The sequence below is a fragment of the [Acidovorax] ebreus TPSY genome, assembly GCF_000022305.1.
Lineage (GTDB): Bacteria > Pseudomonadota > Gammaproteobacteria > Burkholderiales > Burkholderiaceae_C > Diaphorobacter > Diaphorobacter nitroreducens.
On sequence record NC_011992.1, the window covers coordinates 933,576 to 948,843 of the forward strand.

At 66.0% G+C, this 15,268-nt stretch carries 19 protein-coding genes; 6 read left to right on the forward strand and 13 right to left on the reverse strand.

Translation table 11 applies throughout. The annotated features are described in order from the left end of the window. Positions 1 to 33: 33 nt before the first annotated feature. From DTPSY_RS17870 to pyrG, 6 genes are all read right to left on the reverse strand, one after another. Positions 34 to 498 carry a hypothetical protein gene (locus DTPSY_RS17870; RefSeq protein ID WP_148215358.1) on the reverse strand — a complete coding sequence of 155 codons (465 nt, stop codon included), beginning with the start codon at positions 496 to 498 and terminating at the stop codon, positions 34 to 36. Continuing rightward, a complete protein-coding gene (locus DTPSY_RS04530; protein ID WP_011804436.1) occupies positions 495 to 779 on the reverse strand; it encodes a septum formation initiator family protein in 285 nt (94 codons plus the stop codon). Before DTPSY_RS04530 ends, DTPSY_RS17870 begins: the two co-directional genes overlap by 4 nt. A gap of 26 nt (positions 780 to 805) precedes the next feature. Next, positions 806 to 2,092: a phosphopyruvate hydratase gene (gene eno, locus DTPSY_RS04535; protein WP_015912643.1), complete on the reverse strand. Its 1,287-nt coding sequence runs from the start codon at positions 2,090 to 2,092 to the stop codon at positions 806 to 808. Between the two features lie 83 nt (positions 2,093 to 2,175). Then, positions 2,176 to 2,466: a DUF1330 domain-containing protein gene (locus tag DTPSY_RS04540; RefSeq protein ID WP_015912644.1), complete on the reverse strand. Its 291-nt coding sequence runs from the start codon at positions 2,464 to 2,466 to the stop codon at positions 2,176 to 2,178. A 4-nt stretch (positions 2,467 to 2,470) separates the two neighbouring features. After that, complete coding sequence (kdsA, locus tag DTPSY_RS04545) at positions 2,471 to 3,328, reverse strand: 3-deoxy-8-phosphooctulonate synthase (protein WP_015912645.1); 858 nt, start codon at positions 3,326 to 3,328, stop codon at positions 2,471 to 2,473. Positions 3,329 to 3,343: 15 nt separating this feature from the next. Continuing rightward, complete coding sequence (pyrG, locus tag DTPSY_RS04550) at positions 3,344 to 5,002, reverse strand: CTP synthase (protein ID WP_015912646.1); 1,659 nt, start codon at positions 5,000 to 5,002, stop codon at positions 3,344 to 3,346. A gap of 91 nt (positions 5,003 to 5,093) precedes the next feature. Here pyrG and coaBC point away from each other — a divergent pair, with 91 nt between their 5' ends. From coaBC to DTPSY_RS04565, 3 genes are all read left to right on the forward strand, one after another. Then, the gene (coaBC, locus tag DTPSY_RS04555; RefSeq protein ID WP_015912647.1) at positions 5,094 to 6,314 is read left to right on the forward strand and encodes a bifunctional phosphopantothenoylcysteine decarboxylase/phosphopantothenate--cysteine ligase CoaBC; all 1,221 of its coding nucleotides are present in this window, start codon (positions 5,094 to 5,096) and stop codon (positions 6,312 to 6,314) included. Between the two features lie 97 nt (positions 6,315 to 6,411). Then, entirely contained in the window at positions 6,412 to 6,858 is a 447-nt protein-coding gene (gene dut / locus DTPSY_RS04560) for a dUTP diphosphatase (RefSeq protein WP_015912648.1), read from the forward strand. 165 nt (positions 6,859 to 7,023) lie between these two features. Further along, entirely contained in the window at positions 7,024 to 7,521 is a 498-nt protein-coding gene (locus DTPSY_RS04565) for an outer membrane lipoprotein (RefSeq protein ID WP_015912649.1), read from the forward strand. A 93-nt stretch (positions 7,522 to 7,614) separates the two neighbouring features. Here the strand turns inward: DTPSY_RS04565 and DTPSY_RS04570 are convergent, their stop codons facing one another. Next, positions 7,615 to 8,139, reverse strand: coding sequence for an FKBP-type peptidyl-prolyl cis-trans isomerase (locus DTPSY_RS04570; RefSeq protein WP_015912650.1), 525 nt, complete (start codon positions 8,137 to 8,139; stop codon positions 7,615 to 7,617). A gap of 53 nt (positions 8,140 to 8,192) precedes the next feature. On the opposite strand from DTPSY_RS04570, the gene DTPSY_RS04575 reads away from it, so the two are divergent. The 3 genes from DTPSY_RS04575 to DTPSY_RS17875 all read left to right on the forward strand — a co-directional run bounded on the left by DTPSY_RS04575 (position 8,193) and on the right by DTPSY_RS17875 (position 10,310). After that, positions 8,193 to 9,314 (forward strand): cupin domain-containing protein, encoded by a 1,122-nt coding sequence (locus DTPSY_RS04575; RefSeq protein WP_015912651.1) that lies wholly within the window; start codon positions 8,193 to 8,195, stop codon positions 9,312 to 9,314. A gap of 23 nt (positions 9,315 to 9,337) precedes the next feature. Then, positions 9,338 to 9,850: a hypothetical protein gene (locus tag DTPSY_RS04580; RefSeq protein ID WP_015912652.1), complete on the forward strand. Its 513-nt coding sequence runs from the start codon at positions 9,338 to 9,340 to the stop codon at positions 9,848 to 9,850. 193 nt (positions 9,851 to 10,043) lie between these two features. Then, positions 10,044 to 10,310, forward strand: a complete 267-nt coding sequence (locus DTPSY_RS17875; RefSeq protein ID WP_041835919.1) for a hypothetical protein — start codon at positions 10,044 to 10,046, stop codon at positions 10,308 to 10,310. Positions 10,311 to 10,399: 89 nt separating this feature from the next. Here DTPSY_RS17875 and DTPSY_RS04590 read toward each other — a convergent pair whose 3' ends face one another. The 6 genes from DTPSY_RS04590 to DTPSY_RS04610 all read right to left on the reverse strand — a co-directional run bounded on the left by DTPSY_RS04590 (position 10,400) and on the right by DTPSY_RS04610 (position 15,242). After that, the gene (locus DTPSY_RS04590) at positions 10,400 to 11,182 is read right to left on the reverse strand and encodes an MBL fold metallo-hydrolase (RefSeq protein WP_015912653.1); all 783 of its coding nucleotides are present in this window, start codon (positions 11,180 to 11,182) and stop codon (positions 10,400 to 10,402) included. Between the two features lie 33 nt (positions 11,183 to 11,215). Next, complete coding sequence (gene bamC, locus DTPSY_RS04595) at positions 11,216 to 12,304, reverse strand: NlpB/DapX family lipoprotein (RefSeq protein ID WP_015912654.1); 1,089 nt, start codon at positions 12,302 to 12,304, stop codon at positions 11,216 to 11,218. Positions 12,305 to 12,387: 83 nt separating this feature from the next. Continuing rightward, positions 12,388 to 13,284 (reverse strand): 4-hydroxy-tetrahydrodipicolinate synthase, encoded by an 897-nt coding sequence (gene dapA, locus DTPSY_RS04600; protein WP_011804449.1) that lies wholly within the window; start codon positions 13,282 to 13,284, stop codon positions 12,388 to 12,390. Positions 13,285 to 13,318: 34 nt separating this feature from the next. Then, positions 13,319 to 13,891, reverse strand: a complete 573-nt coding sequence (locus DTPSY_RS04605; protein ID WP_015912655.1) for a class I SAM-dependent methyltransferase — start codon at positions 13,889 to 13,891, stop codon at positions 13,319 to 13,321. A 2-nt stretch (positions 13,892 to 13,893) separates the two neighbouring features. Continuing rightward, complete coding sequence (locus tag DTPSY_RS18740; protein WP_015912656.1) at positions 13,894 to 14,022, reverse strand: hypothetical protein; 129 nt, start codon at positions 14,020 to 14,022, stop codon at positions 13,894 to 13,896. A 2-nt stretch (positions 14,023 to 14,024) separates the two neighbouring features. Next, positions 14,025 to 15,242 (reverse strand): MFS transporter, encoded by a 1,218-nt coding sequence (locus DTPSY_RS04610; RefSeq protein WP_015912657.1) that lies wholly within the window; start codon positions 15,240 to 15,242, stop codon positions 14,025 to 14,027. Between the last annotated feature and the right edge of the window lie 26 nt (positions 15,243 to 15,268).

Sequence of the window (15,268 nt, forward strand, 5' to 3'; positions counted from 1 at the left end):
CGGTCGCGCTTCAACGAGCGTGAAGCGTCCGCCTCACGCCCCTGCACCCAGGCCGCGCAGCGCGGTGAACAGCCGGTGCTCGCACTGGGGCTCCACGCATTCTTCGCAACCCCAAGCGCGCAGCCGAGGACGGCTGGGTTCCGACTCCAATTCGGCCTCAACGTTTGATGGATAAGCGTGAGTAGCTATTAAATCGATAGCGTTTAGTGCGTTGCGAAGTTGCGCCGCTGGCGGCCCGTACAGCACCTGGTAGGCCGTGCCGGCTTGGGCCAGCGCGGCGCGCAACTGCAGTTCATGTGCATCGGGAAGGTCCAGTGCGCACAGCAGCGTGAGGTCCGCTGGCAGGGCTGGCAGATCGGGGCCGGCCGCCGCGACTGCGAGCGCGGGACAGTGCTGAGCGATGCCGTCGCGTAAGGCGGTGCAGGCGGGCGTGTGCGCGCCCAGGATGGCGATGCGCGCCATTGCAGCGCCGGGCACGGGGCCGGGCGAGGGGCTCACTTGCGGGCCGGCGTGACGTGCACGTAGATCTCGCCGGGTTTGACCATGCCCAGTTCGCTGCGCGCCTTTTCCTCGACCATCTCCAGGCCGTCCTTCAGGTCCTGCACTTCGGCGGCCAGGCGCTCATTGGCCTGGCGCGCCTGCGCATTCGCCGCCTGCTGGGCGGCGATCTGCCGGCGCATGTCCTCTACATGGCCGACACTGCCGCGCCCGGTCCACAGCTGCGCGTGGATCCCCACGAGGAGCAGCAGCAGGGCGAGCGGAACGATGCGTGTGCCCATGGCGGGGCGCAGCGGTGCGGGTGGGCTTAGCGCAGGTTGTAGAACGCGGCGCGGCCGGGATAGAAGGCGATGTCGCCCAGGTCTTCTTCGATGCGCAGCAGCTGGTTGTACTTGGCGATGCGGTCGGAGCGCGAGAGCGAACCGGTCTTGATCTGGCCGGCGTTGGTGCCCACGGCGATGTCGGCGATCGTCGAGTCCTCGGTCTCGCCCGAGCGGTGGCTGATCACGGCGGTGTAGCCGGCGCGCTTGGCCATCTCGATGGCGGCGAAGGTCTCGGTCAACGTGCCGATCTGGTTGATCTTGATGAGGATCGAGTTGGCGATGCGCTTGTCGATGCCTTCCTTCAGGATCTTGGTGTTGGTCACGAACAGGTCGTCGCCCACCAACTGCACGTTCTGGCCCAGGCGCTCGGTCAGGGTCTTCCAGCCGTCCCAGTCGCCTTCGGCCATGCCATCTTCGATAGAGATGATGGGGTACTTGTCGCACCAGGTGGCGAGCATGTCGGTCCACTGCTGGGCGGTCAGGCGCAGGCCGCCTTCGCCTTCCAGCACATACTGGCCGTCCTTGTAGAACTCGCTGGCGGCGCAGTCCAGGCCCAGGGCGATCTGCTCGCCCGCGGTGTAGCCGGCGGCTTCAATCGCCTGCAGGATCAGCTGGATGGCGGCTTCGTGGTTTTCCACGGAAGGCGCAAAACCACCTTCGTCGCCCACGGCGGTGCTCATGCCCTTGTCGTGGATGATCTTCTTGAGCGCGTGGAACACCTCGGCGCCCCAGCGCACGGCCTCGCGGAAGCTCGGCGCGCCCACGGGGATGATCATGAACTCCTGCAGGTCCAGGCTGTTGTTGGCGTGCGCGCCGCCGTTGATGACGTTCATCATCGGCACGGGCAGCTGCATGCCGCCCATGCCGCCGAGGTAGCGGTACAGGGGCAGGCCGGACTCTTCGGCGGCGGCGCGGGCCACGGCCATGGAGACGGCCAGCATGGCGTTGGCGCCCAGGCGGCTCTTGTTGTCGGTGCCGTCCAGGTCGATCAGGGTCTTGTCCAGGAAGGCCTGCTCGGAGGCGTCCAGGCCCAGTACGGCCTCGCTGATCTCGGTGTTGATGTGCTCCACGGCCTTGAGCACGCCCTTGCCCAGGTAGCGGGCCTTGTCGCCGTCGCGCAGCTCGATGGCTTCGCGCGAGCCGGTGGACGCGCCCGAGGGCACGGCCGCGCGGCCCATCACGCCCGATTCCAGCAGCACGTCGCATTCGACGGTGGGATTGCCGCGGCTGTCCAGCACTTCGCGGCCTACGATGTCAACGATGGCACTCATGGGTTTCCTTTTGCGGGAGTTTTTAATCAAATTGGCCGCTAGCGCTTTTCCATCAAGCGCTGGCAGCTATCAAATGTGTAGCATCAGAGGCCTTCGACGCACACCAGCCGCATGATGGCCGCGCCCTCGCGCGCCGCACGGGCCTTGCCGTATTCGGGCGAATGGTAGAACGCCTTGGCCGCCTCGAAGTTGGGGAACTTGGCGATCACCACACGCTCGGGCTGCCAGTCGCCCTCCATCACCTCCACCTGGCCGCCACGCACGCAGATCTCGGCGTTGTGCGCCGCGAAGGCGGCGGTGGACCACTTCTTGTATTCCTCGTACTGCGCGGGGTTGGTCACGCGGACGTTGGCGATGATGTAGCCGCTGGGCATGGTGTCAGGCTCCAAAGTTGTTTTCGAGAAAACCGTTCTTCTTGGTCACGTCGTCGAGCGCCACCAGCGTTTCAAGCAACGCGCGCATGTGCTTGAGCGGCACGGCGTTGGGGCCGTCCGACCATGCCTCGGCGGGCTTGGGGTGCGTTTCCATGAACAGGCCCGCCACGCCGACGGCCACGCCGGCACGCGCCAGCACGGGCACCATGTCGCGCGCGCCTCCGCTCACGGCGCCCAGGCCGCCGGGCTTCTGTACCGAGTGGGTCACGTCGAACACCACGGGCGCGCCGGAATTGCGCATCTCGGCCAGGCTGGTCATGTCGGCCACGAGGTTGTTGTAGCCAAAGCTCACGCCGCGCTCGCAGGCCAGGAAGCGGTCTTCCGACAGGCCCACCTCGCGCGCGGCGGCGCGGGCCTTGTCGATGACGTTCTTCATGTCCCAGGGCGCAAGGAACTGGCCCTTCTTGATGTTCACCGGCTTGCCGCTTTGCGCCACGGCACGGATGAAATCCGTCTGGCGGCACAGGAAGGCCGGGGTCTGCAGCACGTCGACCACGCTGGCCACTTCGGCCACGTGCGAGGTGTCGTGCACATCGGTCAGGATGGGCAACTGCAGCTGGCGGCGCACTTCGTCCAGGATCTTCAAACCGGCATCCAGGCCGACACCGCGCTTGCTGGTGCCGGACGAGCGGTTGGCCTTGTCGAACGAGCCCTTGTAGATCAGCGGGATGCCTAGCGGCGCGCAGGCCTCCTTGAGTTGGCCGGCCACGTCGAGCGACATCTCCAGGCCCTCAATGGAGCAGGTGCCTGCGATCAGGAAGAAGCGTTGGTCCAGGCCGACGTTGAATCCGCACAGCTGCATGGGCTTTCCTTCCAATCAGGCTTTCGCCGCTGGCTTCTGGTGTTCCACGGCCGCCTTGATGAAGGCGTTGAACAGCGGGTGGCCGCTCCAGGGCGTGGACTTGAACTCGGGGTGGAACTGCACGCCGATGTACCAGGGGTGAACGCTCTTGGGCAGCTCGACGATCTCGGTCAGGTGCTCACGCTGCGTGAGCGCCGAGATCACCAAGCCGGCGGTGCGCAGCTTGTCCAGGTACTGCACGTTGGCCTCGTAGCGGTGGCGGTGGCGCTCGGTCACCACGTCGCCGTAGATGCTGTGGGCCAGCGTTCCCGGCTGCACGTCGGAGGACTGCGCGCCCAGGCGCATGGTGCCGCCCAGGTCGGAGTTGGCATCGCGCGTCTTGATGGTGCCGTCCTCGTCCTTCCACTCGGTGATGAGGGCGATCACGGGGTGCTTGCAGTGTGCGTCGAACTCGGTGGAGTTGGCGCCCGCCAGGCCCGCCACATGGCGCGCATATTCGATGGTGGCCACCTGCATGCCCAGACAGATGCCCAGGTAGGGCACCTTGTGCTCGCGGGCATAGCGGGCGGTGGAGATCTTGCCCTCCACACCGCGGCTGCCGAAGCCGCCGGGCACCAGGATCGCGTCGTACTGCGCCAGCTGTTGCGCGGCGTTGTCGTCGGTGATGGTCTCGGAATCCAGGTGGGTGATCTTCACGCGCACATGGCTTTGCATGCCTGCATGCTTGAGCGCTTCGTTGACGGACTTGTAGGCGTCCGACAGTTCCACGTACTTGCCCACCATGGCGATCTGCACCTCGCCGCGCGGGTGCTCGGTCTCATACACCAGGTCGTCCCAGCGCTTGAGGTTGGCGGGCGGTGTGTTCAGGCGCAGCTTGTCGCAGATCAGTCCGTCCAGGCCCTGCTCGTGCAGCATGCGCGGCACCTTGTAGATGGTGTCCACGTCCCACATGGAGATCACGCCCCATTCGGCCACGTTGGTGAAGAGGGAGATCTTCTCTTTCTCTTCCTCGGGCACGGCGTGCAGCGCGCGGCACAGCAGTGCGTCGGGCTGGATGCCGATCTCGCGCAGCTTCTGCACGGTGTGCTGCGTGGGCTTGGTCTTGAGTTCGCCGGCCGCGGCGATCCACGGCAGGTAGGTCAGGTGCACGAAGGCCGAATTGTTCGGGCCCAGCTTCAGCGAGAGCTGGCGCACCGCCTCCAGGAAGGGCAGCGACTCGATGTCGCCCACCGTGCCGCCCACCTCGCAGATGGCCACGTCCACGGCGTCTGGCGTGCCGATGCCGGCGCCGCGCTTGATGAACTCCTGGATTTCGTTGGTCACGTGCGGGATCACCTGCACGGTCTTGCCAAGGTAGTCGCCGCGGCGCTCCTTCTCCAGCACGCTCTGGTAGATGCGGCCGGTGGTGAAATTGTTGGCCTGCTTCATGCGCGTTTCGATGAAGCGCTCGTAGTGGCCGAGGTCCAGGTCGGTTTCGGCGCCGTCGTCGGTCACGAAGACCTCACCATGCTGGAAGGGCGACATGGTGCCCGGGTCCACGTTGATGTACGGGTCGAGCTTGATGAGGGTGACTTTGAGACCCCGCGATTCGAGGATCGCGGCAAGGGAGGCTGAGGCGATTCCCTTGCCCAGGGAAGACACCACACCGCCGGTGACGAAGACGAATTTGGTCATGTCTTTGATGGTGGTGGGAAATTGGGATTGTAATCAGCCCACTGCAGGGATGCAGTGGCAGGGGCCATGCCCTCTGCTAAATTGCGCCCCCATGAACGAACAGTTGGCTGGCAAACACATTGTCCTGGGCTTGAGCGGCGGCGTGGCCTGCTACAAATCGGCGGAACTGTGCCGGCTGCTGGTGAAGGCAGGCGCTACGGTACAGGTGGTGATGACCGAAGCGGCCGCGCAGTTCATCACGCCCGTGACCATGCAGGCGCTGTCGGGCCGCAGCGTGTACACCTCGCAGTGGGATACGCGCGAGGCGAACAACATGCCCCATATCAACCTGAGCCGCGAGGCGGACGCGATCCTCATTGCTCCGTGCAGCGCGGACTTCATTGCGCGGCTGGTGCAGGGGCGGGCCGACGAGTTATTGAGCCTGCTGTGTCTGGCACGGCCCCGGGATCGGGTGCCGTTGCTACTGGCGCCCGCTATGAACCGCGAGATGTGGGGCCACCCGGCCACACAGCGCAACCTGGCCCAGGTGGCGCGCGACGGCGCAACGGTGCTGGGCGTGGGCTTTGGCGACCAGGCCTGTGGCGAGACGGGCGACGGCCGCATGCTGGAGGCCGCGGAGATTCTGGAGGAACTGGAGGCCTTCTTTACCCCCCAGTTGCTCACGGGCCAGCACGTGCTGATTACCGCAGGCCCCACCTTCGAGGCCATTGACCCGGTGCGCGGCATCACCAACCTGTCCAGCGGCAAGATGGGCTTTGCGATTGCCCGCGCGGCGCGTGCCGCTGGCGCACAGGTCACATTGGTCGCCGGGCCGGTGCATCTGCCCACCCCGCGGGGCGTGCGGCGCATCGACGTGCGTTCAGCACAAAATATGCTTGCAATCGTTGAGGAGCAAGCGCGAGAAGCTACTATTTTCATCGCTACGGCCGCGGTGGCGGACTGGCGTCCCGCCACTGCTGCGCTGCACAAGATCAAGAAGGACGGCACGGGCGACGTGCCGGCGCTGGAGTTTGTGGAGAACCCCGACATCCTGGCCACGGTGGCGCGCACCGAGCGCGCGCGCGCTGGCCGTCTGTACTGTGTGGGGTTTGCCGCCGAGAGCGAGAACCTGCTGGAGCATGCCAGCGCCAAGCGCGAGCGCAAGGGCGTGCCGTTGCTGGTGGGCAATATCGGCCCGGCCACGTTCGGGCAGGACGACAATGCGCTGCTGCTGGTCGACGCGCAGGGCCATCGTGAACTGCCCCGTGCTTCCAAGGAGGCGCTGGGCCATCAGCTCGTGGCGGAGATCGCGCGGCGCCTTGCCGCCGTTTGAGCGGGTAGGGGCGCACCGGTTGGGCGATGATCGCGGGTTCGGCCCGCGGTGCTGCCGGCGTGACACCGCGCGACCATTCCTTTGAACCTCTGCTCCCATGAAAATCGACGTCAAGATTCTCGACCCCCGCATGGCGGATCAATTGCCAACGTATGCCACGCCCGGCAGCGCGGGGCTGGACCTGCGCGCGTGCCTGGACGCGCCGCTCACGCTGGAGCCCAACGCCTGGCAATTGGTGCCCACGGGCATCGCCATCTACCTTCAGGACCCGGGCTATGCCGCGCTGATCCTGCCGCGCTCGGGGCTGGGCCACAAGCACGGCATCGTGCTGGGCAACCTGGTGGGCCTGATCGACAGCGACTACCAGGGGCAACTCATGGTCAGCGCGTGGAACCGCAGCCCCCAGGCCTTCACCCTGCAACCCATGGAGCGTCTGGCGCAGTTGGTCATCGTGCCGGTGGTGCAAGCCCAGTTCAACGTGGTGCAGGAGTTTCCGGCCAGCGAGCGCGGTGAGGGCGGCTACGGCTCCACGGGCAAGCACTGAGCGCCAGCGCCGCTGTCGGCCCCTGCCTACATGGCCGGAGCGCACTTCACTACGAGGCCCGCCGGGCATGGCCGGCAGCGTGGAGGATGCCGCGGTGCTTCAATCTCCCAATGGGTGGCCGCTTTCATGTAGCCATGCTTGCATTGTTGAACCAAGGAGATTTCCATGCGTCCTCATTCCCGCTTCATCGCCTTGGCCGGCTCCGCGCTGGTGGCTGGCGCACTGGTCGCCTGCGCCGAACAGCCGCGCTATTCTGACTACCATCCGACGCCCGGCTACACCAGCCAACCGGCGCCGGGATACACCACCTACCCCAACCAGCAAGGTACCGAGTACGGCACCGTGGCCTACATCGAGGGACTGCAGGCGCGCAACCGCACCTCCGGCGCTGGCGCGATCCTGGGTGCCGTCGTGGGCGGCGTGCTGGGCAATCAAATTGGCTCGGGCTCCGGCCGCACGGCGGCCACCGCCATCGGGGCCGTGGGTGGCGCGGTGGCGGGCAACGCCATCGAAGGCCGCAATAACACCGGCGATTACGAGGCCTATCGCATCACGGTGAATCTGGACCGGGGCGGCCAGCGGGTGTACGAAGTGCCGTCGCCAGGCGATTTGCGCACCGGCGACCGCGTGCGGCTGTATGGCGGACAGATATCGCGCATGTAAGACTATTGACGCGCCGATGGTGGCGCCGCACACACACAACGGGCTCCCGAGGGGAGCCCGTCTTTTGGGGCTGTGTGTCGAGAAGTGCGTGGTTCAGTGGATCAGGTCGCTGCCCGGCGCCTGCGGCTGAATGCGGAAGAACCCCGTACCCGCTGTGCCACGGCCGATTTCTTCCTCCGTGGCTTCGCGCACCGCGTGCACCTTGAGCTGCAGCCGCAGTGCGATGCCTGCCAGCGGATGGTTGCCGTCCAGCACCACGTGCTCAGGGTAGATCTGCGCCACGGTGTACAGCGCGTCGCGCGGTGCATCGGGGTTGACGCCTTGGGGCAAAGCCGTTCCCTCGAACGTCATGCCTTCTTCGATATCCGCGGGAAACAGTTGGCGGGGCTCCAGGAAAAGCAGCTTGTCCTGGTAGTCCCCGAAGGCTTCCTCGGGCTCCAGGTGCAGCGAGAGTTCGGCGCCGACGCCATGGCCCTGCAGGGCCTGGTCGATGCGGCCCAGCAGGTCGTCGCCCCCCACGAGGAATTCCACGGGATCGTCGAGCACATCCAGTTCCTCGCCCAGCGTGTCTTTCAAGACCCAGGTCAAGGCGACCACACATTGTTCGGTAATTTCCATAGGAGAATTGTCGCAGTTCACTGCCCTGCCGCGCGCGCGGCCATTTTGATTCCATGGACGTTCAACAACCGCTGGCCCTGCTCGGGGGCCTGAGCCCGGCGCAGTTCATGCGCCGCCACTGGCACAAGAAGCCGCTGCTGGTGCGCCAGGCCATCCCCGGCTTCAAGCCGCTGCTGAGCCGCGCCGAACTGCTGGAGCTGGCCGGGCAGGACGGTGTGGAGTCGCGCTTCATCCAGGATAAGGCCGGCCAATGGGTGCTGCGCCACGGGCCGTTGGCACGCCGCTCCCTGCCGTCCCTGGCCACGCCGCGCTGGACAGCGCTGGTGCAAGGCGTGGATCTGCACAACGATGCCGTGCACGCGCTGCTACAGCAGTTCCGTTTCGTGCCGGAGGCGCGGCTTGATGACCTGATGATCAGCTATGCCACCGACGGCGGAGGCGTGGGGCCGCATTTCGACAACTACGACGTCTTCCTGCTGCAGGCCCATGGGCGGCGGCGCTGGCGCATCGGCCGGCAAAAGGACAAGACGCTGCGCCCCGGGTTGCCGCTGAAGATCCTCGCGGCTTTCGAGCCCGAAGAAGAGCATGTGCTCGAGCCCGGCGACATGCTCTACCTACCGCCGGGCTGGGCCCACGATGGCATTGCCGAGGGGGAATGCATGACCTATTCCATCGGCTTTCGCTCGCCCAATGGTGCCCAGTTGGCGCATGAGGTGCTGCAGCGTATGGCGGAGGCGGCGGCCGACGAGGAGGGGGCCATCTACCGTGACGCACAGCAGTCCGCTGTTGCGAACCCGGGAGCCATCCCGGCCGCGTTGCAAGACTTCGCACGCAAGGCGGTGCAGCGCGCGTTGCAGCAGCCTCAGGCGCTGGAGTGCGCACTGGGCGAGGCTCTGACCGAACCCAAGCCCAACGTGTGGTTCGAGCCGTCTCCGGCGGGCATGCTGGAGAGCGTGGTGCTGGACCGGCGCACGCGCATGATGTATGACGACAGGCATGTGTTCATCAACGGCGAAAGCTATCGCGCGGCCGGTCGCGATGCGGTACTGATGCGTCGCTTGGCCGACGAGCGTCTCCTGGACTCGCGGGACCTCGCGCGGGCGAGCGATGAAGCATTGGAGCTGCTGTCCGCATGGTGCGAGGCAGGCTGGGCCCATGCGGGCGCGCAGGCCTGACGCGTCGCCGCCGGAGACAAACCATGGAAGACGCCATCTCGCACGCACAGTCATCGCTGCCCGCTGGCCGGTTTGAAGGGCGGGTGGCATTTCAGCAACTGGTGCGCGATGCCCTGGCATGCGCTGCGCGCGAAGGTTGGCCCGAGCTCATCCTATCGGACGCCAGCTTCCACGATTGGCCGTTGGGGGAGCGCTCCGTGGCCGATTCCCTGCAGGACTGGGCGCGGGCGGGGCGGCGCTTCGTGCTGGTGGCGGCGGGGTTCGATGAAATCGTGCGGCGGCACGCGCGCTTTGTGCAGTGGCGCGTGCGCTGGGACCACATCATTGTCTGCCGCAAGGCGTCCGTCGCAGATCCGCAGGATGTGCCCAGTGCGCTGTGGTCGCCACTGTGGGCGCTGCAGCGGCACGACCCGGTGCGGTGCAACGGCGTCGCAGGCGCCGAGCCGGAGCGCCGCATCATCCTGCGCGAATCGCTGCAGGAGTGGGTAGACCGCAAGAGCACTCCTGGATTCCCTGCATCCGTACTTGGCCTGTGACGGATTCACCCTCTTTGTAACAAGGGTAGCCAGTTATTCGTGTTATCCACTATTGACGAAATCTTTCTATAATTTCGAACTGGTTTTGCCCCCGGCGTTTGCTTCGCAAAGCGTAGCGCCACTGCCTGACTAGCCGCGTGGATGGCGGCGTTGGGCTGTTTGATAACAATCGTTCCCCTTGATAGGACACCAAATGAAGAACTCCGTTGTTCTGGCTGCTTTGATCGCTGCTGCCGCTCTCGCCGCTTGCGGCAAGAAGGAAGAGCCCGCACCTGCTCCCGCTCCTGTGGAAGCTCCCGCTCCCGCACCGGCTGTTGAGCCCGCACCTGCTCCCGCGCCCGCAGCGTCTGTCGAGGCACCTGCTGCTGCCGCTACCGACGCAGCTTCCGATGCCGCCAAGGCGGCTGCTGATGCTGCTGCTGCCGCCGCTACCGGCGCTGCCGCTTCCGAAGCCAAGTAAGAACACTCTGATGCCGGGCCCCTCCAAGGGCCGGGCTTTCTGCAAACCCCGTACCGCAAGGTCGGGGTTTTCTTTTTTTGGGCAATGGCTCAGTAGCTGGCCTCGATCCAGGGAGTGCCCTCGCGCGGATCGGCCACTACGATGTCACTTGCATGCCACCCCACAGCTTGCGCCAGAGCGGATTGCGCGAGATCCGGTCGGTTGTTGCGTGCGCTCAGGTGTGCAGCCACCACGTGTCGCAGATTCGGGTGATGTACGGCGTGCAGGATGTCCGCGCTGACATGGTTGGGAAGGTGCCCACGCGGACCTGCGATGCGCCGTTTCAGGAACACGGGATAGTCGCCCGACGCCAGAAGGTCGGCGTCGTGGTTGGCTTCGAGCAGCAGCGCGTGACAACCCTGCAGCCGTTCCACCACCGTTTCTGCCGCATGGCCCAGGTCGGTCAGTAGGCCGATGTGCGTCGCGCCATCGCTGCAGCGCAAGTGCAATGGTTCACGTGCGTCATGGGGCACGCTGAAAGGATGTGCGCAAAAGCTGCCCATATCGACGGGTACGCCATCGCACGCCACATGCAGCAGGCCGTCAAGGTCGGGTGCCCCTAGGGCGTCGTAGGTGCCCTCGCTCATCCAAACGGGGATGCGTTCGCGCAGGGCGAGCTTCAGCACGCAGCCCACATGATCGGAATGCTCATGCGTGATGAAGACGGCATCTAACTGCGCCGGGGCCGTGCCGGCAGCCTCCAGGCGCCATTGCAGTTGCCGGATGCCCAGCCCGCAATCCACGAGCAGGCGCCGGGTATGCGCGCCGCTACGCCCTTCAACCAGCGTGGCGTTGCCGGTGCTGCCGCTGGCCAGATTGCGAAAGCGCAGCATCGTGTAGGCGCAAGCGGCGCGGCGCCGGCCCTTTTACTTCAGATCATCCGCGAGCACGCGCACGATGCGCTGTGCATTGGCGGAGGTCTCGGGCGCGCCTGCGGCGTTGAGCACAGACACGGTGCTTCGGTTGCCCTCGCTGCGCACCACGATGCGGTACTTCAGCGGCGGCACCGCGTCGGGCGAGCGGCTGAACAGCTTGCTGAAGAAGCCTTGCTCCTTCTTCTCGGTCGGGGCGACGTAGCGTACGAAGTACACGCCCTGGCTGCGGTCTCGGTCCTCCACGGTGAAGCCGGTGCGGTCCAGCGACACGCCCACGCGGCGCCACGCGCGGTCAAAGCCTTCATCAAGCTGCACCACCGGCACGTTGTCGACCGTGGCCATGCGCGCGGACGGGGCGGAGGGTACGGGCGCTGCTGCGGCGGCCTTGGATTGCTCCTCGCTCACGCCCAGCTTGACCATCAGCCGGCGCAGGAATTCGGTTTCCAGTTCCGGATCGGCCGGGCGGGGCTGCCAGACGGTGTTGTCCTTCTGGGTGTTGGTGTAGACCTCCACCATGCCGCGGTGGCTGATGTAGATCTCCGTGCCGCCGCTGGCGTTGCGCTCCAGGCGGGTCCGGAACTTGTCGCGTTCGCCCGTGGAATACAGCGAATCGAAGACCTTGCCAATCGTGGAGCGGATGATGTCCTGCGGCAGCTTGGCGCGGTTTTCGGCCCAGTCGGTCTCCAGCAGGCCGAGCTTGGGTTGTTCCAGCACGTACACGAAGCCGTTTTCGATCCAGAAGTCACGCACCGGGTCCCACAGTTGGTCGGCAGGGCGGTCCACCACCAGCCATCGTTGGTTGCCGTCGCGCTCGATGCGTACGTCTCCAATGGACTTCGGGGCTGCGCTCGCCGCGCCGCGGGGCTGTTGCGCCTGGCCGGCTTCGAAAGCGGCAGCAGACACGACCCCGCCAGGCACCGTGTAGCGTGTGTCGCGCGAGAGCTGCGTCAGGTCCGGAGGCACCTCCAGCGTTGCCCCCTTGGTGGCGCTTTTGTAATCGATCTTGTCGTTCTCCAGCACGGAGCAAGCGGACAGGGTCACGGCAAGGCCCAGCAGGCCCAAACGGGTGGTAGCGTTCACGCGAAAATCCTCATTGATCCAGATTCGGCCGGGAGCGTTCCAAATACGCTGCAAGCTGGCAACAGGCTGGGTGAAATTAGAGCTTAGAGCAGCCCCGCGGCGCGCAGGGCGGCCTCGACCACGGCTTCGTTGCCCTGGCTCAGGGGCGTCATGGGCAGGCGCAGAGCGCCGCCGCACAGGCCCATGCGCTGCACAGCCCACTTCACGGGGATGGGGTTGGCCTCGACGAACAGTTGCTTGTGCACGGGCATCAGGCGGAACTGGATCTCCATGGCGCGGCGGGTGTCGCCGGCCAGCGCGGCTACGCATAGCTCGTGCATCAGGCGGGGCGCCACGTTGGCCGTCACGCTGATGTTGCCCTGGCCGCCGCACAGCATGAGCGCCACGGCCGTGGGGTCATCGCCGGAATACACGGCAAAGCCCTTGGGCACGTCGCGGATGAGCCATTGCGCGCGTTCGATGTTGCCTGTGGCTTCCTTGATGCCCACGATACCGGGCACCTGCGTGAGGCGCAGAACGGTTTCGTGCTGCATGTCCGCCACCGACCGGCCGGGCACGTTGTACAGCACCATCGGCAGGTCGCCCACGGCCTCGGCGATCGCCTTGAAGTGGCGGTACTGGCCTTCCTGCGTGGGCTTGTTGTAATAGGGCACGACCTGCAACTGGCTGTCGGCGCCGACCTTCTTGGCGAACCTGGCCAGCTCGATGGCCTCGGCCGTGGAATTGGCGCCGCAGCCCGCCATGATGGGTACGCGCTTGGCGGCCTGTTCCACGGACACGCGAATGATTTCGCAGTGCTCCTCCACGTTCACCGTGGGCGATTCGCCGGTCGTGCCCACCACGCCGATGCAGTCGGTGCCTTCTGCGATGTGCCAGTCGATGAGTTTGCGCAGCGCGGGGTAGTCCACACTGCCGTCGTCATGCATGGGCGTGACGAGGGCGACGATGCTGCCGGTCAGGGGGGCGCTGGGAGAAGTCATGTCCGCGTTCAAAAACGGTAAAAAGACATTCTAACTAGACGGGGCCCTGCAGCGGCGCGCGCAGAGGCTCGTCCATGGACGGCGCAGGCCGCACGGCGGCGATGCGCTGCACGAAGCGCGCGGGCGCGTCGAGGAAGCCTTCCTCGTAAGCCACGATGCGCAGGTCCCGGCAGGCCTGCAGCAGTTCGCCCGGCCTCAGAAGGAATTCGGCCCGCGCAGGCCGGCCGACAGTTTCGTTGCCCACGGCGAAGGTCTCATAGAGCAGCACGCCACCGGGCGCCACGCTGTCCACGATGGTGGGCAGCAAAGGACGCCACAGGTAATTGGTGACCACCACGCCGGCAAAGCGCTGCCCGGGCAGGGGCCAGGGGCCAGCCTCGATATCCGCAACGATCGTTGCGCCCCATGGTGCTATTCTTTCGATAGCTTCTGGCGCTTTATCTATGCCCGTTACCGGGTGTTTTCTTTCATAAAACCAGCGCATGTGACGGCCGTGACCGCAAGCCACGTCCAGCACACTGCCGCCCGCAGGCACCAGGTGGGACCAGCGCTGTATCCATTCCGAGGCCGCGGGCAGCGGCGCATGGGCGGTGCCGTGCGGGGCCATCGTCAGAAGCAGGCCCAGATCTGGTCCGCCAGCGTCAGCATGAAGTCGGGCTGCAGGTACAGCACGAACACCCCCAGCAGCACCGCGAGCAGCGCTGCTGCGACGATCGACCGCTTGTACAGGGTGCGCATGGTCAGGCCGCCTGAGGGGTGGCGCGCACGATGGCGCCCTCGCGTACGGGCAGGTTCACCAAGCCGGCGAGGATGCCCAACACAATCGCCAGGTACCACACGATGTCGTAGCTGCCCGTGCGGTCATACAGATAGCCGCCCAGCCACACGCCCAGGAAACTGCCGATCTGGTGGCTGAAGAACACGAAGCCGCTGAGCATGGACAGGTGCTGCACCCCGAAGATCTGCGCAACGGTGGCATTGGTGGGGGGCACCGTGGACAGCCACAGTGCGCCGATCACGGCCGAGAACACGTAGACCGACAGCGGCGACAGCGGCACCAGCAGGAAGATGGTGATGGCCACGGCACGGGCGAAATAGATGAACGCCAGGATGTGGCGCTTCGGGATCCGTTGGCCCAGCGAGCCCGCGATATAGGTGCCGAACACGTTGAACAGCCCGATCAGCGCCAGCGCATAGCTGGCCACCTGGGGCGTGAGGCCCTGGTCGCGCAGATAGCTAGGCATGTGCACACCGATGAACACCACCTGGAAGCCGCACACGAAGTAGCCGGCGGTGAGCAGCAGGAAGCTGCGGTAGCGCAGCGCCTCGGCAAAGGCCTCGCCCACGGACTGGGTACGTTTGATGGGGGCGCTGCCATGAAAGCCCGGCTCGCGCAGGCCGAAGGCCAGCGGAACGATCAGGATCACCATGGCCGAGAGCACCAGCAGGGCCTCTTGCCAGCCCAGGCGCAGGATCAGTTGCCCCTCCAGCGGCACCATGAGGAACTGGCCGAACGAGCCCGCCGCAGCGGCCACGCCCATGGCCCAGGAGCGCTTGTCGGCCGGGATCTGCCGGCCCAGCACCCCGTAGATGATGGCGTAGGTGGTGCCCGCCTGTGCAGCGCCGATCAGTACGCCCGTGGTCAGCGAAAACAGCAGCGGCGTGGGAGACAGCGCCATGCCGGCCAGGCCCATGGCGTAGAGCGCTGCGCCGCCGATCAGCACGCGGAAGGCGCCCAGGCGGTCGGCCAGCATGCCGCCAAAGATGCCGAACAGACCCCAGGACAGGTTCTGAATGGCCATGGCCAGGGCAAAGGTCTGGCGTGTCCAGCCCATGTCCTGGGTGATGGGCTGCAGCCACAGGCCGAAGCCGTGCCGGATGCCCATGGACAGAGTAACGATGGCGGCGCCGCAGATCAGCACCTGGGCCATGGACAGTTTTCGGGTTGCGTCGTGCATCCGGCGAATGTAGCGAAAACCCGTTT